The organism is Ralstonia sp. 22086 (assembly GCF_052045975.1).
Lineage (GTDB): Bacteria > Pseudomonadota > Gammaproteobacteria > Burkholderiales > Burkholderiaceae > Ralstonia > Ralstonia wenshanensis.
Map to the genome: position 1 here is coordinate 68,153 of NZ_JBQEPZ010000005.1, position 20,535 is coordinate 88,687.

Annotated in this window: 22 protein-coding genes; 19 read left to right on the top strand and 3 right to left on the bottom strand. The window is 65.8% G+C overall.

The window, feature by feature from the left end:
* The first annotated feature begins 237 nt into the window (after positions 1-237).
* The 8 genes from ACTJK6_RS21065 to ACTJK6_RS21100 all read left to right on the top strand — a co-directional run bounded on the left by ACTJK6_RS21065 (position 238) and on the right by ACTJK6_RS21100 (position 6,755).
* Positions 238-933, top strand: a complete 696-nt coding sequence (locus ACTJK6_RS21065) for a GNAT family N-acetyltransferase (protein WP_232041261.1) — start codon at positions 238-240, stop codon at positions 931-933.
* Between the two features lie 257 nt (positions 934-1,190).
* Complete coding sequence (locus ACTJK6_RS21070; protein WP_440840091.1) at positions 1,191-2,825, top strand: methyl-accepting chemotaxis protein; 1,635 nt, start codon at positions 1,191-1,193, stop codon at positions 2,823-2,825.
* Positions 2,826-2,841: 16 nt separating this feature from the next.
* Positions 2,842-3,489, top strand: a complete 648-nt coding sequence (gene cysC / locus ACTJK6_RS21075) for an adenylyl-sulfate kinase (protein WP_440840092.1) — start codon at positions 2,842-2,844, stop codon at positions 3,487-3,489.
* A complete protein-coding gene (locus ACTJK6_RS21080) occupies positions 3,486-4,592 on the top strand; it encodes a sulfotransferase family protein (protein ID WP_440840093.1) in 1,107 nt (368 codons plus the stop codon). Before cysC ends, ACTJK6_RS21080 begins: the two co-directional genes overlap by 4 nt.
* Before the next feature lie 134 nt (positions 4,593-4,726).
* On the top strand, positions 4,727-5,470 hold the full coding sequence (locus ACTJK6_RS21085; protein WP_440840094.1) for a LysM peptidoglycan-binding domain-containing protein: 744 nt from the start codon (positions 4,727-4,729) through the stop codon (positions 5,468-5,470).
* Positions 5,461-5,874 carry a hypothetical protein gene (locus tag ACTJK6_RS21090; RefSeq protein WP_343620721.1) on the top strand — a complete coding sequence of 138 codons (414 nt, stop codon included), beginning with the start codon at positions 5,461-5,463 and terminating at the stop codon, positions 5,872-5,874. Before ACTJK6_RS21085 ends, ACTJK6_RS21090 begins: the two co-directional genes overlap by 10 nt.
* Before the next feature lie 21 nt (positions 5,875-5,895).
* On the top strand, positions 5,896-6,333 hold the full coding sequence (locus ACTJK6_RS21095; protein WP_232041266.1) for a hypothetical protein: 438 nt from the start codon (positions 5,896-5,898) through the stop codon (positions 6,331-6,333).
* Between the two features lie 35 nt (positions 6,334-6,368).
* Positions 6,369-6,755 carry an SgcJ/EcaC family oxidoreductase gene (locus tag ACTJK6_RS21100; RefSeq protein ID WP_440840095.1) on the top strand — a complete coding sequence of 129 codons (387 nt, stop codon included), beginning with the start codon at positions 6,369-6,371 and terminating at the stop codon, positions 6,753-6,755.
* Between the two features lie 11 nt (positions 6,756-6,766).
* On the opposite strand, the gene ACTJK6_RS21105 is transcribed toward ACTJK6_RS21100, so the two are convergent.
* On the bottom strand, positions 6,767-7,255 hold the full coding sequence (locus ACTJK6_RS21105; RefSeq protein ID WP_027680403.1) for an Lrp/AsnC family transcriptional regulator: 489 nt from the start codon (positions 7,253-7,255) through the stop codon (positions 6,767-6,769).
* A gap of 156 nt (positions 7,256-7,411) precedes the next feature.
* Between ACTJK6_RS21105 and hppD the strand changes: the two genes are divergently transcribed.
* Entirely contained in the window at positions 7,412-8,518 is a 1,107-nt protein-coding gene (hppD, locus tag ACTJK6_RS21110; protein WP_232041268.1) for a 4-hydroxyphenylpyruvate dioxygenase, read from the top strand.
* 139 nt (positions 8,519-8,657) lie between these two features.
* Here the strand turns inward: hppD and ACTJK6_RS21115 are convergent, their stop codons facing one another.
* Both ACTJK6_RS21115 and ACTJK6_RS21120 read right to left on the bottom strand, forming a co-directional pair.
* Positions 8,658-9,272 (bottom strand): EF-hand domain-containing protein, encoded by a 615-nt coding sequence (locus tag ACTJK6_RS21115; RefSeq protein WP_260803869.1) that lies wholly within the window; start codon positions 9,270-9,272, stop codon positions 8,658-8,660.
* Between the two features lie 139 nt (positions 9,273-9,411).
* Positions 9,412-10,095: a type II secretion system protein N gene (locus tag ACTJK6_RS21120; RefSeq protein ID WP_232041270.1), complete on the bottom strand. Its 684-nt coding sequence runs from the start codon at positions 10,093-10,095 to the stop codon at positions 9,412-9,414.
* A gap of 175 nt (positions 10,096-10,270) precedes the next feature.
* Between ACTJK6_RS21120 and gspG the strand changes: the two genes are divergently transcribed.
* From gspG to gspE, 10 genes are all read left to right on the top strand, one after another.
* Entirely contained in the window at positions 10,271-10,741 is a 471-nt protein-coding gene (gene gspG / locus ACTJK6_RS21125; RefSeq protein WP_280928280.1) for a type II secretion system major pseudopilin GspG, read from the top strand.
* 35 nt (positions 10,742-10,776) lie between these two features.
* Complete coding sequence (locus ACTJK6_RS21130; RefSeq protein WP_440840096.1) at positions 10,777-11,271, top strand: GspH/FimT family pseudopilin; 495 nt, start codon at positions 10,777-10,779, stop codon at positions 11,269-11,271.
* Positions 11,268-11,666: a type II secretion system minor pseudopilin GspI gene (gspI, locus tag ACTJK6_RS21135; protein WP_045206679.1), complete on the top strand. Its 399-nt coding sequence runs from the start codon at positions 11,268-11,270 to the stop codon at positions 11,664-11,666. The genes ACTJK6_RS21130 and gspI overlap by 4 nt, the downstream gene beginning before the upstream one ends.
* Positions 11,647-12,378 carry a PulJ/GspJ family protein gene (locus ACTJK6_RS21140; protein ID WP_232041273.1) on the top strand — a complete coding sequence of 244 codons (732 nt, stop codon included), beginning with the start codon at positions 11,647-11,649 and terminating at the stop codon, positions 12,376-12,378. The genes gspI and ACTJK6_RS21140 overlap by 20 nt, the downstream gene beginning before the upstream one ends.
* A 1-nt stretch (position 12,379) precedes the next feature.
* Positions 12,380-13,465 (top strand): type II secretion system minor pseudopilin GspK, encoded by a 1,086-nt coding sequence (gspK, locus tag ACTJK6_RS21145; RefSeq protein ID WP_440840097.1) that lies wholly within the window; start codon positions 12,380-12,382, stop codon positions 13,463-13,465.
* 167 nt (positions 13,466-13,632) lie between these two features.
* Entirely contained in the window at positions 13,633-15,075 is a 1,443-nt protein-coding gene (gene gspL / locus ACTJK6_RS21150; protein ID WP_440840099.1) for a type II secretion system protein GspL, read from the top strand.
* 10 nt (positions 15,076-15,085) lie between these two features.
* Positions 15,086-15,652 carry a type II secretion system protein GspM gene (gspM, locus tag ACTJK6_RS21155; protein ID WP_232041276.1) on the top strand — a complete coding sequence of 189 codons (567 nt, stop codon included), beginning with the start codon at positions 15,086-15,088 and terminating at the stop codon, positions 15,650-15,652.
* A 17-nt stretch (positions 15,653-15,669) separates the two neighbouring features.
* Positions 15,670-16,512 carry a type II secretion system protein N gene (locus ACTJK6_RS21160; protein ID WP_440840101.1) on the top strand — a complete coding sequence of 281 codons (843 nt, stop codon included), beginning with the start codon at positions 15,670-15,672 and terminating at the stop codon, positions 16,510-16,512.
* Between the two features lie 37 nt (positions 16,513-16,549).
* Positions 16,550-18,952 carry a type II secretion system secretin GspD gene (gspD, locus tag ACTJK6_RS21165; protein WP_440840102.1) on the top strand — a complete coding sequence of 801 codons (2,403 nt, stop codon included), beginning with the start codon at positions 16,550-16,552 and terminating at the stop codon, positions 18,950-18,952.
* A 16-nt stretch (positions 18,953-18,968) separates the two neighbouring features.
* Positions 18,969-20,525 carry a type II secretion system ATPase GspE gene (gspE, locus tag ACTJK6_RS21170; RefSeq protein ID WP_440076351.1) on the top strand — a complete coding sequence of 519 codons (1,557 nt, stop codon included), beginning with the start codon at positions 18,969-18,971 and terminating at the stop codon, positions 20,523-20,525.
* The last annotated feature ends 10 nt before the right edge of the window (positions 20,526-20,535 follow it).

The following is a 20,535-nucleotide window of genomic DNA, read 5'->3' on the forward strand; positions in this document are numbered from 1 at the left end:
CACGCCACACCTCTGGAACCCACCGTCGGATGCGTTAAATCAATGATTTACCGGGAAATCCTCTGGAAGGTCTGACACCAGACTTACGGGGAAACCCTGATTGCACTACAATAGCATGGTGCATTGCACAACACTCAGTTGCACCCGATTGAGTGCCCCGGAGGTGCCATCCGCGCCTCCGACTCATCACTTCGCAGCCTTCCACTGAAAGGCGCGATCAGAATAGGAAACCGTGTCGTGAACCCGCTCGAGCTGAGCAAGGCCATCGGCGTCGTCACCCAGGACGACATCGACAAAACGGAAGCTGCGCAAGGCGCGCCGCGTTCCACCGTGCTGGTGCGCGAGCTTGCTGCGCACCACCGGTCGCGCCTGCTCAAACACCTGCTCGCCCTGGGCGAGGAAGACCGCCTGCTGCGATTCGGCCAGGTGGTGCGGGATCACGTGATCGAGGCGTACGTCGACAGCATCGATTTCGACCACGACAAGGTCTTTGGCGTCTACGACGAGCGTCTGGAGCTGACGGGCGTGGGCCACCTCGCCTACCTGCGCGACAACCCGCAAGGGCGCGTGGCGGAGTTCGGCGTGTCGGTGTCGGAATCGGCGCGCGGCAAGGGCGTGGGCAGCGCGCTGTTCCAACGTGCCGCCATGCATGGCCAGAACACCAAGGTGCGTACGCTGTACATGCACTGCCTGTCGCGCAATGCAGCCATGATGCACATCGCCAAGAAGGCGGGTATGCGCGTGCAGTACGCCTATGGCGAAGCCGATGCCTATCTCGAATTGCCGCCTGCCGACACGATGAGCCTGCTGACGGAAGCCATCGACGAACAAGTGGCCGACCTGGACTACATGCTCAAGCGCAACCTGCGCGATGTGCGCCGGTTTGGACAGCGCTTCTGGCGCTCGCTGGTGCCGCAAAAGCGCACGGTGTAACTGCTTCGCCCAACAAGAAACGCCCGGTTCCCCCCGGGCGTTTTTGCTTTGCGCGGCGCATTTGGATTGCTCGCAATTTAATGCAAGTCATTTCAATAAAATAATATCTGCAAAAAGCGTCATCGATATTCCCAGCCTTATTTTGTGATGCCAGTCCGACGTGCCATTACGCATATTGAGTAATTTGATTTAAATCACTCAAGCTCCTGCCATACCGCTCGATAGTGCATTCGTTATCGATTATGACGGGGACAAAGATGCGCTTCTCGAAAATGAAGGTGGCCACCCAACTGGCGTGGGGTTTTGGCTTGACGATGGGGCTGCTCGTGCTGCTCATGGCATTCAGCCTGCAGCGCATGTCAGATTTTCGACGGCTGCTGGAGGACACTACGGAAATCAACGCCGTGGAAGCCAAGCTCGCCGCAAAAATGTATTCGAGCGTTACTGAACGGGCATTGGCTTATCGGAATATCGTGCTGCTGGAGCAGCATGACGAAATCCAGATCGAACTGAGCCGCGTTGATAAGCAGGAGGCCCTGTACAGCGAAGCCGACCGCAAGCTTGGCCGCATGTTCGACACGTTGCCGGACACCACCGCCGAAGAAAAAACGCTGCTTGCGCAAATCCGGCAGCAGGCTGAATTGGCCGCGCCGTTCGCAGCGCGCGTCAAGGCGCTGATTGCCGCCGGCCACAAGGAAGACGCCTACAAGGTGTTGCGCTTCGAATTCCGCCCGGTGCAGCGCGCTTGGTGGGATCTGCTCGGCAAGCTGCAGGCGTTTGAAGAAAAGCTCAACGACGAAAACACCGCCAAGGCCAAGTCGAGCTACATCGACAGCCGCAACTGGCTACTGGCACTGAGCGTGCTGGCACTGCTCGTGAGTCTCGCGGCCAGCGTCCTCATCACGCGCGGGCTGCTGCGCAAGCTCGGCGGCGAGCCCGGCACGGTGGCCGACATTGCCAGCCAGATCGCCGGCGGCAACCTGGCCGTGGCCATACCGACGCGCGACGACAATCAGACGAGCCTCATGCACGCCATGAAGCGCATGCGCGACAGCCTCGCGACGATTGCCGAACAGGTACACACCAGCACCGACACGCTGGCCACGGCATCTGAGCAGATCGCCACCGGCAACTTCGACCTGTCGACCCGCACGCAGGAACAGGCCTCGGCGTTGGAGGAATGCGCCGCGTCGATGGAAGAGCTCAACGCCACCGTCAAGCAGAACGCCGATCATGCGCGTCACGCCAACCAGCTCGCCGCCACGGCTGCCGAGGTCGCTACGCGAGGCGGTACGGTGGTAGCGCGCGTGGTGGACACGATGGGCGCGATCAGCGAATCGGCACGCAAGGTGAGCGAGATCATCGGCGTGATCGACAGCATTGCTTTCCAGACCAACATCCTCGCACTCAACGCAGCCGTGGAAGCGGCCCGTGCCGGCGAGCAGGGACGCGGCTTTGCGGTGGTCGCCAGCGAGGTGCGCGGGCTGGCGCAACGCTCTGCTGCGGCAGCCAAAGAGATCAAGTTGCTGATCAACGACTCTGCCAACCATGTCGACGCCGGCAGCACGCTGGTGGAACAAGCCGGCACCACGATGCAGGATGTCGTGACCAGCATCCACCGCGTAACTGCCATCGTGACCGAAATCATGGGCGCGACCGACGAGCAGGCCAGCGGCATCGACCAGATCCACCGCGCCATCACGCAAATGGACGAAGTCACGCAGCAGAACGCCGCGCTGGTTGAAGAAGCGGCCGCAGCAGCGGAATCGATGCGCGAGCAGTCGAGCCGACTGGTGGGCGTGGTGAGCGTATTCAAGCTGGCAAACCAGGCGAAAGCGGCCGCCCCCGCAGCGCGCATCGGCTATCACCAACCCGCCCTGTTGCCGGCCTGACGCGGAGGACGCCGAGATGAAGCCTGCGCTCTCTTCCTGCGCCAGCCCCGGCGCACGGAATGTCTACTGGCATGCCGGCGCTGTGGCTGACGAAGCCCGCGCGCATCAGTTCGGTCATGCGCCGCTCACGCTGTGGCTCACGGGCCTGAGCGGCGCGGGCAAGTCCACCCTCGCCTATGCGCTGGAAAAGCGCTTGTACGAGACGTGCCAGCGCTGCGCCGTGCTCGACGGCGACAACCTGCGCCACCACCTGAACCACGATCTCGGCTTTACTGAAGCCGACCGCACCGAGAACCTGCGCCGCGCCGCCGAGGTGGCGCGCCTCATGAACGACGTCGGCCTGATCGTCGTGACGGCGTTCATCTCGCCGCTGCGCTCCGATCGCGAGATGGCGCGCGAGATCATCGGCGCAGACCGGTTTGTGGAAGTGCACGTCTGCACCACGCTCGATGTGTGCGAGGCGCGCGACCCAAAGGGGCTATACGCCCGGGCGCGAGGCGGGCAGATCCCGCAATTCACCGGCGTTTCGTCGCCGTACGAGGCACCGGAGGCGCCGTCGCTGCGGCTCGATACCGGCGCCATGCCGCTGCGGGCAGCCACGGCCGCGCTGCACGCTCACTTGTCCGCCTGGCTGGACAATCGCCAACCGGAGACCGTTCGATGACCGCCCTGCCACGCCCCGTCCTGATGATTCCGCTGCGCCGCTGCGGCAGCCATGCGCTCCGCCTGCGGCTGAACTTCAACCCCGCGTTCTACGCGCCGTATCCGCTGCACATCGTCGACTTCATGCCGCTGGTGCCGCTGTACGGCGACCTGCAGGACGATCGCGCCTACTTCCGCCTCGTGACCGACGCGATCGGCCTGCAGGCAGCGAGCATGGTGAAGTGGCCCGGCATGGTGTTTGATCCGGTGGAGGTGTTCGAAGCCTTGCGCGACCAACCGCGCAGCGTGCACCGCGTGGTGTGGGAACTCCTGCTGCGTGCGGGCGCGCAGCACGGTGCTCGCGTCGTCATGGACAAATCACTCGACAGCGTGCACTACGCCGCCGAGCTGATGACGCTCTTCCCAGACATGCGCTTCCTGAATGTCGTGCGGGACCCGCGCGCCCAAGTCGCGTCAATGAACCGCGCGATCATCCACGACTTCGACACGCTGCTGAACACGCAGACCTGGGTGGCCGCGCACCGCGCCGCCAACGCGCTCATCGCCCAGTACCCGGAGCGAACCTGCACCATCCGGTATGAAGATTTCCTGGTCGATCAGGAAAGCACGTTGCGCCGCGTTTGTGCTTTCCTGGAGATCGATTTCCTGCCGCAGATGCTCGATGTCTCGCGCTCGGCCGAAGCGCGGCAGATTTCGCGGTTGTCAGCGTTGTGGACGTCCAACTGCTTCGCGCCCATCACGGCCAATATCGACAAATTCCACCAGCAGTTGTCGATGGACGAAATCACGCTCATCGAAACCCTGGCGCGCGACGACATGGCCCGCTACGGCTATGCCCCGCTGACCGCCGCAAACGCCCGCATCGAAACACACACACAGGAAGCGGCGCGCATGCGCTCGGAATCCGGCCGTCAGGCGGCATGGCACGCACTGGAAACGGACAACTACCGCGATTTTGTCTTGCGCCGCCACCGCGCTGATTTTCTGGGCAGCGTGCGCGAGCGGCTCATGCTCCAAGCGAAGACGGCGACGGCCGTCAAACCCACGGCACCGCACCGGCTGGAGGCGCTGGCCGACCCGGCTGCGTTTGAAGTCACGGACTAGCTGACGCCACCGCTTGGGTGCACATGCATCGCCGTGGACAGCCGCCAGCAAGGTACATAAACAGCCGTTAACACGCGGCCGGCGGGCGCTGGCTACCATGCCCCTCCATAGGTCAAGCAACCGCGGAGGGGCACATGGTCACCAAGGCCCAGGCCAAACCGAAAACCGATTTCGAGCGCTGGCAGGATTACATCAACACCTCTACCCAGCACCCCGACCGCTGGAACGGCTACGATTGCGACATCCAGTCTGCGGTGGCGGAATACAACCGTTACCTGATGGGCAACGCGGGTTATCTGCCGCTGGACTGGCAGATCGTCAAGGCGATGGTGTGGGTCGAAACTGGGGCAGATTCGGAAGCGTGGCAGACCAAGCCGATGCAGATCGGCAACCTGGGCGACCCCGGTCTGAATACCCTGCTGCGCGGCGAAGAAGGCAGCGACCTGATCGTGCCGCCGGCCATCCGCACCCGGTTGAACGCGGGCCTGGCCCGAACGGTGCCCGCGTGGAACATTCGCGCCGGGATCGGCTACCTCCTCACGCGCATGGCGAAGTTCGACGTCCGGAGCGTGCGCGATACCGACGACAAGGTCTATGAGGTCACCGTCAAGGCGGGCGACAGCCTCGACAAGATCGCCCGCGCACAAGGCTCAACCCTGGCGGAAATGCGCACGCTCAACCCGAACGCCGCAACACTCAAACCCGGACAGGTGGTCAAATACCGCAAGGCCGCCATGCGCAAGATGATTACCGGCTGGCGGCCCGTGACGACGCAGAACATTGCCGTGCTGTACAACCACGGCGACGCAGCGTACATCCGGAAACTCGATTACGTGCTCACGCTCATCCCGAAGATCGGAACCGCCGCATGCAAGTAGGTCGCCTCCTTATCGTCGCGTTGCTGCTGGCCGCGCAATCGGCCATGGCTGCAGATACCCTGACCGGAACCTTCCGCGGTGATGGCCGCGCCTGCTACGGCGCGTTATTCCTCCGCCCGAAAACCATCGAGTGGAACGCCAGCTTCTTCAAGTGCGGCCCCACGCGTTACAAGGTGATCGAGCAGGACCTGTCGGGCGAGCATCCGCATGCGGCGTTCAAGATTGAAGACCACCGCAAACGCTGCGGCCTGGCCGTGATCGAAGTCTCGCGGTACAGCGAGTTCTCCTGGAGCGTAAAGGGCTACCAGACCGTGGAGGCCTATCAGAAGCGCGAGGAACCCGGCTGGAAGGATTCCGCCGACCCCGCACGCCAGGTCGCCCTGTGCGGCATGCGCAAGGAATAGCGCAGCCAACGCGCCGCCGCCATGCAGCCGCTCCAACGCTTCGCCCTGGAGAAACACAGCGGCCCGTATGAGCAGTGGCCCATGCGCACACGCGTGATCGTCGACGGCGTGCCGCACCCCGCGCTCACCATCCCCGGCTACGAGCTGCTCCGGCAATACCAGACCGACCTCGGCTTCGTCCTCATCACCAGCTACGACTGCCCGTTTGAAGAGGCCGTCTCCATCACGCTCATCGCGCCCGACCTTTCACGGGCGATCAGCACCGGCACCATCGGCGCGGCGTACTACACGTTCTGGCTGGATGACGTCGAGTGGATCGACGCAAGCCACTTTCGCCTCACCTGCGAAGACGCCGTGGGTGATTGGCTGGTCACGCTGCGCGCGCGCCATATCCCGGTGTTATCGCCGGCCGTCTTCATCAAGCGCCGTGTGGCGCCGCCGGTCGAGCCTGCGGTGTAGAGTGAAAGACCGCCCTTTCATCGATACCTGCCGCCATGACCGACGACGAAAGCGCCATCCGCAACGTAGTGGACACCTGGCTCGCCGCCAGCAAGACCGGCGACATCGATACCGTGCTCGGCCTGATGACCGACGACGTGTTGTTTCTCACGCCCGGCCAAGCGCCCTTTGGCAAGGACGCCTTCTCCAAGATGTCCGGCGGCATGAAGGACGTGCACATCGACGGCACGAGCGATATTCAGGAGGTGCAGGTGTTTGGCGAGATCGCTTACTTGCGCAACGCGCTGCGTATCGTCGTCACGATGCCGGATGGGAAGGTGGCGCGGCGCTCGGGGCAGACGTTGACGATCCTGCGCAAAGAGGTAGATGGGAAGTGGCGGGTGGTGCGGGATGCGAATTTGGTGATGGCGGATAACGCCTGATACGGGCGCCCTCAAACCACCACCGGCAACGCCGTCGTATCTTTAATCCGCTCCAACGCAAAGCTGCTCTTCACATCGATCACCGCCGGGTGCGCAAGCAGCTGGTCGCGGATGAAGCGCGCGAAGTGCTCCATGTCTTCCACGAACACCTTGAGCAGGTAATCCATCTCGCCGGTCATGGCGTAGCACGTGACCACCTCGGGCCATGTCGCCACGGCGGCGCGAAAGATGTCTGACGGCCCCTTGCCCTTGGGCGCACCGCCCTGCTTTTCCAGCCGCACGTTGATGTAGGCCGACAGCCCCAGCCCGATCTTGGTCGGGTCGAGCAGCGCGGCGTATTGGCGGATCACGCCGGACTCTTCCAGGCGGCGAATGCGTCGCAAACACGGGCTGGGCGACAGATTCACCCGCTCGGCGACTTCGAGGTTGGTGAGGCGGCCGTTGTTCTGCAGGACTTCCAGGATCTTGCGGTCGATCTTGTCGAGTTCCACTTTATTCATTTTTGTTGCTCCGCACCAATTAATTCGGCAATTTTCTTGCGCAAATTTAGCAAGGTGGGCACAACTTCGCAATTTTTGCTTGGAGGGACACTCCTACACTGCGAGGATCGTCAAAGACCTGAGCGCTCCAGAGCGCGCCCCCACAGGAGACTCACCATGCAATTCACGCCTTGGGAAAACCCGATGGGCACCGCCGGTTTCGAATTCATTGAATACGCCGCGCCGGATCCCGTTGCCATGGGCAAGCTGTTCGAGAACATGGGCTTTACCGCCATCGCGAAGCACCGTCACAAAAACGTGACGCTGTATCGCCAGGGCGAGATCAACTTCATCATCAACGCCGAGCCGGATTCGTTCGCGCAGCGCTTTGCGCGCCTGCACGGCCCGTCGATCTGCGCGATCGCGTTTCGCGTGCAGGACGCCGCGTTCGCCTACAAGCGCGCGCTGGAACTGGGCGCATGGGGCTTCGACACCCACAGCGGCCCGATGGAGCTGAACATTCCGGCCATCAAGGGCATCGGCGATTCGCTGATCTACCTGGTCGACCGCTGGACCGGCAAGAACGACGCCAAGGCCGGCGACATCGGCAACATCAGCATCTACGACGTGGATTTCGTGCCCATCGCGGGCGCCAACCCGAACCCCACCGGGCACGGCCTGACCTACATCGACCACCTGACGCACAACGTCTACCGTGGCCGCATGAAGGAATGGGCCGAGTTTTACGAACGCTTCTTCAACTTCCGTGAAGTGCGCTACTTCGACATCGAAGGCCAGGTCACGGGCGTGAAGAGCAAGGCGATGACGAGCCCGTGCGGCAACATCCGCATCCCCATCAACGAGGAAGGGACGGAGAAGGCCGGCCAGATCCAGGAGTATCTGGACATGTACCACGGCGAGGGCATCCAGCACATTGCGCTGGGCTCGACCAACCTGTTCAACACGGTGGACGCACTGCGCAGCAACGGCATCACGCTGCTCGACACGATCGACACGTACTACGAACTGGTCGACAAGCGTATCCCCGGCCATGGCGAAAACGTGGCGGAACTGAAGAAGCGCAAGATCCTGATCGATGGCGCGCCGGGCGACCTGCTGCTGCAGATCTTCTCCGAGAACCAACTCGGGCCGATCTTCTTCGAGTTCATCCAGCGCAAGGGCAACCAAGGTTTTGGCGAGGGCAACTTCAAGGCGCTGTTCGAGTCGATCGAACTCGACCAGATGCGCCGCGGCGTGCTCAAGGCCGACGATCAGCCGGCCTGAAAACCCTCAACTTCAGGCAAGCTGTACCCGCACCCCGGTGGTTCGCCATCGGGGTGTTTTTTTTGGGCGTCGCGGCAAGCAATAAAAAACGGCGCCCGAAGGCGCCGCTTGCTTACAACCGATACCGCGGGTGGAAGGCTTATTCGCCCTTGGTGGCAGACGGGCCGCCCGGCATGGCCGCGGCTGCAGGGGTGTTCTTCTGCGCCTTGCGGGCATCGTGACGGGCCTTCATGTAGGCGCGGATTTCGTCTTCGGTGATCTTGCCGTCGTGGTTGGCGTCGATCTGGTCGAAGTTCTTGGCCAGACGCGGCATGCCGGCCTGCACTTCGTCCTTGGTCAAGGAGCCGTCGTTGTCCTTGTCGGCGGCCTTGAACTTGGCGTCGAAGCGTTGCGCCATCTTTTCGCGCATCTCGCCCTTGTGGGCCTTGTGCCAGGCGGCCAGCTCGTCCTTGCTGAGTTGGCCGTCGTGGTTGGTATCGATCTGGTCGAAGTTCTTCTCAAGCCAGGTGTGACCCTTGGCCTCGTCGCGCGAGATTTGGCCGTCGCCGTTGGTGTCGAGCGCCTTCAGGCCGCCGCCGTGACGGCCAAGCTTGCCGGCAGGCGCATTGGCTTGCGGCGCAGCTGGCACTGTCGCGGGCGCCTGTGCGCTGGCGGCTGGGGCGCTGGCATCCTGGGCACGGGCGTTCATGCCCGACATGGCCAGGAACAGGGCCGAGGTGGCGAGGAAGGCTTGGACAGCACGTTTGTTGGTCATGGTCAGCTCCTTTTCACATGGACTGTGTAGCGGATTAGAACCCGACAATGCCGACGCGTTGCCGGCTTTTACACGCTGTTACCCCGATGACATGCCCTGTAATATGCGCGCCCCACCGCATGGCGGGGCCGCCCCGTGCCTATTGGTTGGCACCCGGCTGGGGGTTATCGCCCTTGCGTGCGGCCGCCGCCGCGCGGTGGCGCGGGCCGACGATACCGCCGCCCTGGCTGGCAGGCTCGTCACCCGTGTTGATCTGAGCGGGCGCAATGGGCAGCATGGCGCCCGGCATGGCGGTGTTGGCCGGGTTGTTGGCAACTGGCGGCGCGGGTGGCATAGCGGGCGTCGATAGCGGAGCTGCGGCACCTGCAGGCGGCAGCGGCAGAGGCGGCGCATGGCGATTGGCCGGCGACACGCCGGCCACGGCGCTGGCTGGTAGCGGAATCTCCTGGCGCGCGCCGTTACGCTCGATCACTACCGAGCGCGCCTTGATTTCCACCAGCTTGAGGTTGGGTGACAGCGACTTGCCGGCCCGAACCGCCTGCGGTGCGCCGCCGTCCACCGACACGATGGCCGCGCCCGAACCATCGGCCAGATCAGCCACCACGCCCATCACCTGCACATCGCGCGGGCCATTCTGCGGGCCACCGCCAAAGAGCGTGACGGCCGCGCCGGTCTCCAGCGCGTCGGTCTGGGCCACACGCGCCTCGCGCGGCGTACCCAGCGAGCGCAGTGACGACAGCGTCAGCACCCAGTGCGTCAGGAGCGCACACAGGGCAGCAAACAGTACAAGACTGAGCAGGCGGGACGACTGTCGAGCGTTCATGAAATGGGGCAAGGCACCGTAGGAATACGCCGATTCTATCCGCCCTTCATGCCGGTTCGGTGAACAGCTTGGAGGTGCGGCTCTAGAGCCAACGCGGCATGACCCCCGCGTGCAATATATGGTCATATGTCACGGATATACTGTGTCTCTTCCCCTTATTGCCAACTCTGTCGCCATGATGCAAGGCCAACTTCGCTCTTCCTTCCGCCAGCGCGCCCTCGCCCGACATGCGGCGCGTGGCTTCACCCTGATCGAAATCATGGTGGTGGTGGTGATCCTGGGCATCCTCGCCGCGCTGGTGGTGCCGAAGATCATGAGCCGTCCCGACGAGGCGCGCATCATTGCCGCCAAACAGGACATCGCTTCCATTTCGCAGGCGCTCAAGCTCTATCGCCTGGACAACGGCCGCTACCCGACCACCGAACAAGGCATTGGGGCGCTGGTCGCCAAGCCGACCACCGAGCCGATCCCCAACAACTGGAAAGGCGGCGGCTATCTGGAACGCCTGCCCAAAGACCCGTGGGGCCACCCGTACCAATATCTGAATCCCGGCGTGCGCGGTGAAGTGGACGTCTTTAGCTTCGGCGCGGATGGCCAGGCCGGTGGCACGGGCAACGACGCCGACATCGGCAACTGGGACAACTAAGCCGCCGCCGTCCCCCCAGCCCCCACCCGCTCACCATGCTCGGCCATCCACACCGCCGCCGGCGGGCTCTCGGCTTTACGCTGCTGGAGTTGCTGGTGGTGGTGGTCATCATCGGCATCGTGCTGGCCGTGGTGGCCGTCAACGCCACGCCCAACCCGCGCTCGCAACTGGCCGATGACGCGCAGAAGCTCGCCCGCCTGATCGAACTGGCTCAGGAAGAGGCGCAACTCACCTCGCGCCCCGTGGCGTGGGAAGGCGATGCGCAGGGCTGGCGCTTCTACGAATCGACGCCGAGTGGCTGGCGCGTGCTCAACCAGGACGTGCTCGCGCCGGGCCACTGGCGCCAAGGCATGGACAACGTACAGATCGTGGCCGGTGCCGCTGCGGTGCCGGGCGCCCCGCAGCGCCTCGTGTTCGGCCGTGAGGCGATCGGCCTGCCGTGGCGCGTGGCACTCACCTCGCAGGGTTCGCGCGTCGACGTGGTATCAGACGGCGGCCCGCGCGTGCTGACGGAGACGCAAACGCAATGACGCGCAGCCACCGTCCAACGCGCACGCGCGGTTTCACCCTGCTCGAAGTGCTGGTGGCGCTGACCATCGTGGCCGTGGCACTTACCGCCACCATGCGGGCCATGGGCAGCATGACCACCGCAAGCGACTCCCTGCAGACGCGCATGATCGCCACCTGGAGCGCCGAAAACCACCTCGCCAACCTGCGCCTGGCACGCGTCTTCCCCGACCCCGGCGCGCGCGGCTTCGCCTGCCCGCAGGGCGATACACAACTGTGGTGCGAAGAGACCATCGCCACCACGCCCAACCCGGTGTTCCGCCGCGTGGAGGTGTCCGTCTATCCGGACGCTTCCAAATCCGTGCGGCTGGCCTGGCTCGTGACTCTGTTGCCGAACGATGCGCGCAATGTCTTCTAACCGTTCGGCGCGCGGCTTCACCCTGCTCGAACTGCTTGTGGCGATCACGCTGCTGGCCATCCTGGCCGTGATCGCCTGGCGCGGGCTCGACAGCATGACCCGCACGCACGAGGCGCTGGCCCAGCGCGACGAACGCATCGAAGCACTCAAGACGGCCTACGCCCAGTTCGACGCCGATTGCACCCAACTGGCCGATCCGAACACGCTGTCGCGCTCACCGGTGGAGGTGGACGCCAACCGCGTGCTGATGGTGCGCGACCGCCGCGACGACGGCCAGCCGCCCGCGTGGCAGGTGGTGCTCTACCGCATCGTCGACGGCCGGCTCGAACGCCTCCAGACCCAACCGATCACCAACCGCGGCGACCTGCGCAATGCGATGGACAACCTGCGCCAGGGCGGCGCGGGCGCGGCGCGCTACCTGCTCGCCGCCAACGTCGACAGCATCAGCGCGCGCGCCTGGATTGAACCCGGCGGCTGGATGGACAACACGGGCGCGCTGTCGGCGGCGCTGTTCCCGGCCGGCAGCAACACCACCACCCTCACCGGCTTGCCGACGGCTTCCGCGCCCAGCGCGTCGGCGCCGTCGGCCAACAGCCCGGGCGTGGTCGTGCCGGCCGCCTCGGTGCGCGCGGTGGAACTGGCATTGCTCGTGCGCATGACGCCGCAGGGCGCGCCGCAGCGCTTCACGCGCATCTGCATGACGGGGCTTTGACATGGCGCGATGCTCTCGTCGACCTGCCCAACGTAACGCGCGTGCCCGGCGCCAGCGCGGCGCGGCCATCATCACGGCCCTGCTGGTCGTCACGCTGGCCGTGGTCATCGTGTCGGGCATGTTGTGGCGCCAGCAGGTGGAGATCCGCGCAGTGGAAAACCAGCGCCTGAAAGCGCAGGCCACATGGATCGCGCGGGCCGGCATCGACTGGGCGCGCCTCATCCTGCGCGATGACCAACGCCGCACCGGCGCCGTCGACCACCTGGGCGAAATCTGGGCTGTGCCGATCCAGGAGACCAAGCTGTCGGACTTCCTCGGCAGCTCGCTGCGCACGGATACGGCCGGCGAGGAGTCGTACCTGTCGGGCCGCATCTTCGATGCCCAGGCACGCTTCAACCTGATGAACTTGCTGACGGCGCAGACGCTGGGCGCCCGCACCCTCATCACCGGCCGCGACAAAGACGCCATCAAGGCGTACGGTCTGCTGCTGCAATCGCTCAACATCGACCCGAGCCTGGCCAATATCACGGCGACGTACCTGGCGCAGATGCTGGGCGGCTTCCAGTCGATCGAAGGCATGCAGGGCGGTCAGCAAGGCGGCGAAGACAGCGGCGGCGGGAGCGGCGGCAGCAACAGCAACGGCCCCCGGCCGCTCGACGACGTGGCCAGCCTGCTGACGATTCCCGGCTACACGGCCGACATGATCGCCAAGCTGCGCCCCTACGTGATCGTGCTGCCTACCCGCACGCAGATCAACGCGAACACGGCCAGCGCCGAAGTGCTGGCCGCCGTCATCCCGAACCTGAGCCTGGACCGCGCCCGCTCGCTGGTGCAGGCGCGCGACCGCGCGTACTTCCGCAACATCGGCGATGTCACGAACCAGTTGCGCGGCATCGCGCCCGGGGTCGACACCACCGCCGCAGCCAATCTGCTGGACGTGCAGACCCACTATTTTCTGGTCTACGGCATGGCCCGCCACGAGCGCGCCCGGATCGGGGAAGTGGCGCTTGTTTCACGTGGCGATCCGATCAACAATAACGCGACCCGCATCGTCTGGGTCCGCCGCATCGACGAGATTCCGTCATGACGGCGGCGCAACACCCCTCCACGTGCGTACGCGCCGCTTGTAGACAGACCCTGGCCTTCGCCGTATTGTCATCCGCATCGTTCAGCATCGCGGGTTTTGCGCAATCCGGCGCTTCCGTCGGCAGTTCGCATTCACACTCTCAAGATCAATATCAATAGAGGAGCGGTTTGACGACCTCCCTGTACGTGCGCCTGCCGCACCGGCCCATTCAATCGCCCGAACGCTGGTCGGCGGGCGCGCTTGCCTCCGTGCCATTCGCGCTGGTGCGTGAAGAAGGCGCGCAGGGGCCGCAACGTGTTCAGCGCGAAGGCACGTCGCGCACCGACGAGCTGCCTGCGGCTGACCGCCTGATCCTTCTGCTGCCCGCCGCTGACGGACTGCTGGTGCCGGCCAACGTGCCGCCGCTGGCGCTGCCCAAGCTGCGTCTGGCCCTGCCCAACCTGGTGGAAGACCGCCTCGTGCAGGACGCGCAGCAATGCCATATCGCCCTTGGGCCCCGCCTCGGAGATGCACCGGCCCGTGGCTGGCGCGCCCCCCGCGAGCCGCAGTCGCGCGCGCTGATGATTGCCGATCGCGCGTGGGTCCGCTTCATTCTCGATACCTTTGCCGGCCACAAGCACCGCACCTGCCATCTGCTGCCCGCGCAGCTTTGCGTGCCGTTTGAAACGCCTGCCGCAGCCGCAGCGCCGATTGCAGAATCGGCAAACGCCGTCGAACGTGCCGAGCCGTCGCTTGACGCTTCCTCTGCCGCTGCCGCTGAACCCGCAGCCGACGCGCCTGCTGCTGAAACCCTGTCCGCGGTCGCACCGGCAACCATCGCGCTCGATGCGGCACCGCCGTCCGACCCGGATGCGCCCGTCGCCATCGACATCACCGTACGCACCGGCCGCGCCGAGGGCTACGGCCTGCGCGTGCTGCCCGCAAACGTCGGCAACTGGCTGGGGATTGCCCCCACGCCGGCCACGCTGATGGTGTCCCCGGCACTGCGCGAGCTGGCGCCCGGCCTGTCCGCCGACCCCGCCACCGCCACGCTCGACTGGTCCACCTGGGCCGCCGGCGCACGCGACGCCCTCGCGTCAGGCGAAGCCGACCTTTGCCAGTTCGACTTTGCAAGCGGCGGCGTGGCCGGCATGGACTGGAGCCTGTGGCGCCTGCCGATCGCGCTGGCCGTGCTGATCGTGGTCGTGCAGCTCATCGGCATGAACGCGCGCTGGCTCACGCTGCGCGCCGAGCAGAAGCGGCTCGATACCGCCATGCGCGCGCAATTGCAGACGGCATTCCCGAATACGCCCGTGATCCTCGACCCGCCCGCGCAGATGCGCCGCCAGGTCGAGCAACTGCGCCTGGCCGCCGGCAAATCGGCGCCGGAAGACTTCCTGCCGCTGGCCGATCGCTTCGCCCAGGCTGCCACCGGCCTCGCGCCCGACGCGTTGCTCGCGCTCGACTACCACGGCCGCGCGCTCACGGTCACGCTCAAGGACGGCACCGACACCGCCAGCCTGCGCACCGCTGCTCGCAATGTCGGCCTGAACATGGACACCGCCGAGGCCCCGCGCGGTGCCGAGGCGACCGTACCGGGCTCGCGCTGGACGGTCTCCATCGCCCAATAACGATTCCTCCATGGCGACTTCCTCCTCTTCTTCCCGATCGTCATCCCGCCGCTTGCCGCGCATTGGCGTGCCGGACTCGGTGCGCGATGCGGCCACGACCTTCTGGATGCAGCGCGAACCGCGCGAGCGCCGCATCCTGGCTGGCGGCGGCGTGGTGCTGTTACTCGTGATCGTCTACCTGGTGCTGTGGGAGCCGGCCTTTGAAGGCCAGCGCCGCATCGAGAAAGCGCTGCCGCAGATGCGTACCCAACTCGCCGAGATGGAAACGCTCGGTCAGGAAGCGCGCAGCCTGTCGGCCATTGCCGCTGCACCCGTGCCGCGCGGCGCGGAACTGCAGCAGGCACTCAACACGAGCCTGACCAACCACGGCCTGAAGGCCACGCGGATGGCGATGTCGGGCGAGAGCGTGCAGGTGCAACTGGACAAGGTGCCCTTTGGCGCCGTCGCCGAATGGCTGCAGGAGGTGCGGCAGGCACAGCGCATGAAGGTGATCGATACGAACATCAAATACGTGGGCGCGACGGCCCTGGTCAACGTGACGGCGACGCTGCAAGGCCCCGCCGCCGCGGGCCACTGACGGGTCCGATCGTGCCGATGGGAATTGAATCGCTTCCGCCGCTGCGCTTGCGCCGCCGCGCCGAGTCCGACGAGCGCACGAGCCTCGGCTGGCGCGTGCTGTGGTGTGGCGTGGCGCTGCTGGCCGTGGGCGTGACCCTGGTGGCGCAGTATCCGGCCGCATGGGCGGCGGAGCGCATCGCCGCCGCCACGGGCCACCGTGTGTTGCTGGCCGATAGCCAGGGCAGTATCTGGCACGGCAGCGCAACGCTGGCGCTGACGGCCGGCAACGGCGGCGCCGATGCAACCGTGCTGCCCGGTCGGCTGTCCTGGTCGATCGACATGCTGCCCCTGCTGGCCGGCACGCTGCGCGTGCACCTGACGCACGATCGCGCGCTGGAGAAGCCGGTCACGCTGACGGTCACGCCAGGGCATTGGGACGCGGAGGCGGGTACGGTCGCCCTGCCGGCATCGTTGCTGGAAGGCATTGGCGCACCGTTCAACACGCTCAAGCTGGACGGCCGGCTGCGGGCCCAGTGGACGCCGCTCTCGGGCCGATTCGGCCGTGGAAAGGGCCAGCCAGACACCGCCCAGGGCGCGCTGACTGTCACGCTCGAGCAGGTATCATCCAGCCTCAGCCGGGTACGGCCGCTGGGCAGTTACCAGGCGGTGGTGTCGTTTGGCGGCGTGAGCGGTGCGCCGATGCAGTTGTCGCTGTCGACGCTGGCCGGGCCGCTCACCCTGCAGGGCCAGGGCACCCTTGGCCAGGGCGCGCATTTTGCCGGCGTGGCCAGTGCCACGCCGGAGTCGGAACCACAATTGATTGGCCTGTTGAGTCTGCTGGGCCCGCGCGACGGGTCCAATCATCGACTCCGCTTTTGATCCTCAAGCCGGCGCGCGAGCCAGCGTACCGACAACCATGAACGAGACCATGTACAACGCCTCTTCCCGACTCACCGTTCGCGCCATCGTCCTGGCATGCTGCGCAACAATGGTGGCCGGCTCGATGCCAGTCTTTGCCGCTCCGCCGAGCGCGGCATCTGCCCAGAACGGCGCCGTCGGCAACCCCGGGGATGAGGTCTCGCTGAATTTCGTCAACGCGGATCTGGACTCGGTGGTCAAGGCCGTGGGCCAAGCCACCGGCAAGAACTTCATCGTCGACCCGCGCGTGAAGGGCACCGTCAACCTCGTCACCGAAAAGCCGGTGACGCGCGCGCAGGCGCTGGAATCGCTGGGCTCGATCCTGCGCATGCAGGGCTACGCGATTGTCGAGGGCAACGGCTTCACCAAGGTCGTGCCGGAAGCCGACGCCAAGCTGCAGGGCTCCCCCACGAGCGTGGGCGCGGCGGGCTCGCGCGGCGGCGAGCAGGTCGTCACGCAGGTTTTCCGCCTGCAGCATGAATCGGCCAACAACCTGGTGCCGGTGCTGCGCCCGATGATCGCGCCCAACAACACGATCACCGCCTACCCGGCCAACAACACGCTGGTCATTACCGATTACGCCGACAACCTGCGCCGCATCGGCCGCATCATCGCCTCCATCGACACGCCCGTGGCCGGCGAGACCGAACTGATTCCGCTGAAGAACGCCGTGGCCATCGACGTGGCGGCCACGCTGCAGAAGCTGCTCGACCCGTCGGCCGGTGGCGCAGGCGGAGCGGGCGCCGGCGCGGCGCTGTCGGACCCGAGCCTGCGCACGTCGGTCGTGGCTGAACCACGCTCGAACAGCGTGATGGTGCGTGCGTCGAGTGCGGCACGCCTTGCGCAAGCCAAACAGCTGATCGCCAAGCTCGACGTTCCGAACGCACGCCCGGGCAACATCTGGGTGGTACCGCTCAAGAACGCCAACGCGGTGCAGCTGGCCACCACGCTGCGCGCGATCGTCGCGGCCGACGCCACGCTGTCGGCCTCGGCAGCGACGGGCCCGGGCGGCCAGAGCGCCGCGCAAGGTGCGACCTCGCAGCCGGCGGGCGGCGTGAACACCTCGCAGAACCAGAACACGCAGAACACCAACTACGGCAGCAGCTCGGGTTCGGGCAGCGGCAGCTCTTCGTTCCGCGCCTCGTTCGGGCAGAACAACACGCCGACCACCGGCGGCATCATCCAGGCCGATCCGGCCACCAATGCGCTCATCATCACCGCCAGCGAGCCGGTCTACCGCAACCTGCGCGCCGTGATCGACGATCTCGACGCGCGCCGCGCGCAGGTCTATATCGAATCGATGATCGTGGAAGTGACGGCCACCAAGGCGTCGCAACTCGGCATCCAATGGATGGTGGGCGCGGGCGGCCCGAACACCTACGGCGGCGGCGGCACCAACTTCGGCACCGGCTCGGGCAACCTGCTGACGCTGGCCGGTACGATTGCCACCATCACGACGGGCGGCATCGGCAGCACGGCGGCGCAGACGGCGCTCTCGAACGTGAACGTCGGGCAGCTCAATGGCGGCAACTTCGGCGTCTTCAACAAGGCCAGCGGGCTTGGCGCGATTCTGTCGGCGCTGGGCTCGGACGGCTCCGTCAACGTGCTGTCCACCCCGAACCTGATCACGCTCGACAACGAAGAGGCCAAGATCCTGATCGGCCAGAACGTGCCGATCACCACGGGCTCGTATGCGCAGACGGGCACGTCCGCTTCGGTCACGCCGTTCCAGACGTTCGACCGCAAGGACGTCGGCATCACGCTGCGCGTCAAGCCGCAGATCACCGACGGCGGGCTGGTGAAGATGCAGATCTTCCAGGAGTCGTCGGCCGTGGTGCCGGGCACGCAGAATGCGACGCAAGGCCCGACCACCAACGTGCGCTCGATCGAGACCAACGTGCTGGCCAACGACGGCCAGGTCGTCGTGCTGGGCGGCCTGCTCGAAGACAACTACCAGGACGGCGAGCAAAAGGTGCCGGGCCTGGGCGACATCCCCATCCTGGGCGCGTTGTTCCGCTCGGAGAACAAGACGCGTGTGAAGACCAACCTGCTGGTGTTCCTGCGCCCGATCATCCTGCGCACGGCCGATGCCACGGGCGCGCTGTCAGACAACCGCTACAACTACATGCGCGATACGCAGCAGGGCTTTGTCTCGCCGAACATGCTGCCGACCACGTCAGACAAGGACACGCCGGTGCTGCCCTCGCCCAACGCCATGCGCCCGGCCGACAACTACGGCGATGTGTCGATCGTGCCGAAGGGCCCGGCCGGCACGCAGGTGCCCCCGGGCGCCCCGATGCCGATGCCGCAAGGCACCACGCGCAGCCAGCCGCGCCTGCAGAACTTCGCGGCGCCCACCTCGGGCGGCTACGACGGCAACGCGCCGCGCAATGGCGGCTGACAACGGACAACGAACCATGGCAACGCAAGCTCCCACCACCGACGTCAGCACGCTCGAGCCGCCCTCGCAGTCCGCCGTGCGGCTGGTGCCGTATGCGTTTGCGCGCGACGCCAAGCTGCTCGTCGCCCGCCAGGACGTCGACACGCTGGAGGTGTGGGTCTGCCCCGAAACCTCGCGCACGGCGCTGGCTGAACTCGGCCGCGTGTTCGGCGCGCTGCAGTTGGTGACGCTTAGCACTGCGGCGCTGTCCACGGCCACACAAACGGCCTATAACGCGCAGGACGGCAGCGCGGCCCAGGTGGTGGGCGAAGTGGAAGGCGAAGTCGACCTCTCGCGCCTGATGCAGGACATTCCAGCCGTGGAAGACCTGCTCGAATCCGAAGACGACGCGCCGATCATCCGCATGATCAACGCGCTGCTCACGCAGGCCGCGCGCGAAGGTGCCTCGGATATCCACATCGAGCCGTTCGAGAATGCCTCCGTCGTACGCTTCCGTGTGGACGGCACGCTGCGCGACGTCGTGCGCCCCAAGAAGGCGCTGCACGGAGCGCTCATTTCGCGCATCAAGATCATGGCGCAGCTCGACATTGCCGAGAAACGCCTGCCGCAGGATGGCCGCATCACGCTGCGCGTGGGCGGCCGCCCCGTGGACGTGCGCGTGAGCACGCTGCCCACCGGCCACGGCGAGCGCGCGGTGCTGCGTCTGCTCGACAAGGAAGCCGGCCGGCTCGACCTCAGCAAGCTCGGCATGGGCGCCGGCACGCTGGCGCGCTTTGACCACCTGATCAACCAGCCGCACGGCATCGTGCTCGTCACCGGCCCGACGGGTTCAGGTAAGACGACCACGCTGTACGCGGCGCTGTCGCGGCTCGATTCCGCTTCCACCAACATCATGACGGTGGAAGACCCGATCGAATACGACCTCGACGGCATTGGCCAGACGCAGGTCAACCCGAAGATCGACATGACGTTCGCCAAGGCCCTGCGCGCCATCCTGCGCCAGGACCCGGACGTGGTGATGATCGGGGAAATCCGCGACTTGGAAACCGCGCAGATTGCCGTGCAGGCCTCGCTGACGGGCCACCTGGTGCTGGCGACGTTGCACACGAACGATTCGGCCTCCGCCGTGACGCGCCTGATCGACATGGGGATCGAGCCGTTCCTGCTGTCGTCGTCGCTGCTGGGTGTGCTGGCGCAGCGTCTGGTACGCCGCCTGTGCGTGCATTGCCGCCGCGAAGAAGTGCTCGAACTCACGCCTGCGGAAGTGGAAGCCGTGGCCGGCACGCCGGTTGCCGATGGCGTGGCACCCGCTGCGCCGGCGCGCAAATCGGTGTGGCATCACGTCGGCTGCGACCGTTGCAACCATTCCGGCTATCAGGGCCGCACCGGCGTGTACGAACTGCTGACCGTCACGCCCGAGATCCAGACGATGATCCACCGCCAGGCCGCTGAATCCGAGATCAAGGCGTTCGCCATCGGGCAGGGTATGCAGACCATGCGCATGGATGCACAGCGCTGGATCGACACGGGCGCCACGTCGCTGGAAGAAGTGCTGCGAGTCACACGTGACTAAGCCGCGATTA

Coding starts and splice junctions, on each gene's coding strand:
- ACTJK6_RS21070 (WP_440840091.1), top strand. CDS start 1,191: ATGCGCTTCTCGAAAATGAAGGTGGCCACCCAACTGGCGTGGGGTTTT.
- cysC (WP_440840092.1), top strand. CDS start 2,842: ATGAAGCCTGCGCTCTCTTCCTGCGCCAGCCCCGGCGCACGGAATGTC.
- ACTJK6_RS21080 (WP_440840093.1), top strand. CDS start 3,486: ATGACCGCCCTGCCACGCCCCGTCCTGATGATTCCGCTGCGCCGCTGC.
- ACTJK6_RS21085 (WP_440840094.1), top strand. CDS start 4,727: ATGGTCACCAAGGCCCAGGCCAAACCGAAAACCGATTTCGAGCGCTGG.
- ACTJK6_RS21090 (WP_343620721.1), top strand. CDS start 5,461: ATGCAAGTAGGTCGCCTCCTTATCGTCGCGTTGCTGCTGGCCGCGCAA.
- ACTJK6_RS21095 (WP_232041266.1), top strand. CDS start 5,896: ATGCAGCCGCTCCAACGCTTCGCCCTGGAGAAACACAGCGGCCCGTAT.
- ACTJK6_RS21100 (WP_440840095.1), top strand. CDS start 6,369: ATGACCGACGACGAAAGCGCCATCCGCAACGTAGTGGACACCTGGCTC.
- ACTJK6_RS21105 (WP_027680403.1), bottom strand. CDS start 7,255: ATGAATAAAGTGGAACTCGACAAGATCGACCGCAAGATCCTGGAAGTC.
- hppD (WP_232041268.1), top strand. CDS start 7,412: ATGCAATTCACGCCTTGGGAAAACCCGATGGGCACCGCCGGTTTCGAA.
- ACTJK6_RS21115 (WP_260803869.1), bottom strand. CDS start 9,272: ATGACCAACAAACGTGCTGTCCAAGCCTTCCTCGCCACCTCGGCCCTG.
- ACTJK6_RS21120 (WP_232041270.1), bottom strand. CDS start 10,095: ATGAACGCTCGACAGTCGTCCCGCCTGCTCAGTCTTGTACTGTTTGCT.
- gspG (WP_280928280.1), top strand. CDS start 10,271: ATGATGCAAGGCCAACTTCGCTCTTCCTTCCGCCAGCGCGCCCTCGCC.
- ACTJK6_RS21130 (WP_440840096.1), top strand. CDS start 10,777: ATGCTCGGCCATCCACACCGCCGCCGGCGGGCTCTCGGCTTTACGCTG.
- gspI (WP_045206679.1), top strand. CDS start 11,268: ATGACGCGCAGCCACCGTCCAACGCGCACGCGCGGTTTCACCCTGCTC.
- ACTJK6_RS21140 (WP_232041273.1), top strand. CDS start 11,647: ATGCGCGCAATGTCTTCTAACCGTTCGGCGCGCGGCTTCACCCTGCTC.
- gspK (WP_440840097.1), top strand. CDS start 12,380: ATGGCGCGATGCTCTCGTCGACCTGCCCAACGTAACGCGCGTGCCCGG.
- gspM (WP_232041276.1), top strand. CDS start 15,086: ATGGCGACTTCCTCCTCTTCTTCCCGATCGTCATCCCGCCGCTTGCCG.
- ACTJK6_RS21160 (WP_440840101.1), top strand. CDS start 15,670: ATGGGAATTGAATCGCTTCCGCCGCTGCGCTTGCGCCGCCGCGCCGAG.
- gspD (WP_440840102.1), top strand. CDS start 16,550: ATGAACGAGACCATGTACAACGCCTCTTCCCGACTCACCGTTCGCGCC.
- gspE (WP_440076351.1), top strand. CDS start 18,969: ATGGCAACGCAAGCTCCCACCACCGACGTCAGCACGCTCGAGCCGCCC.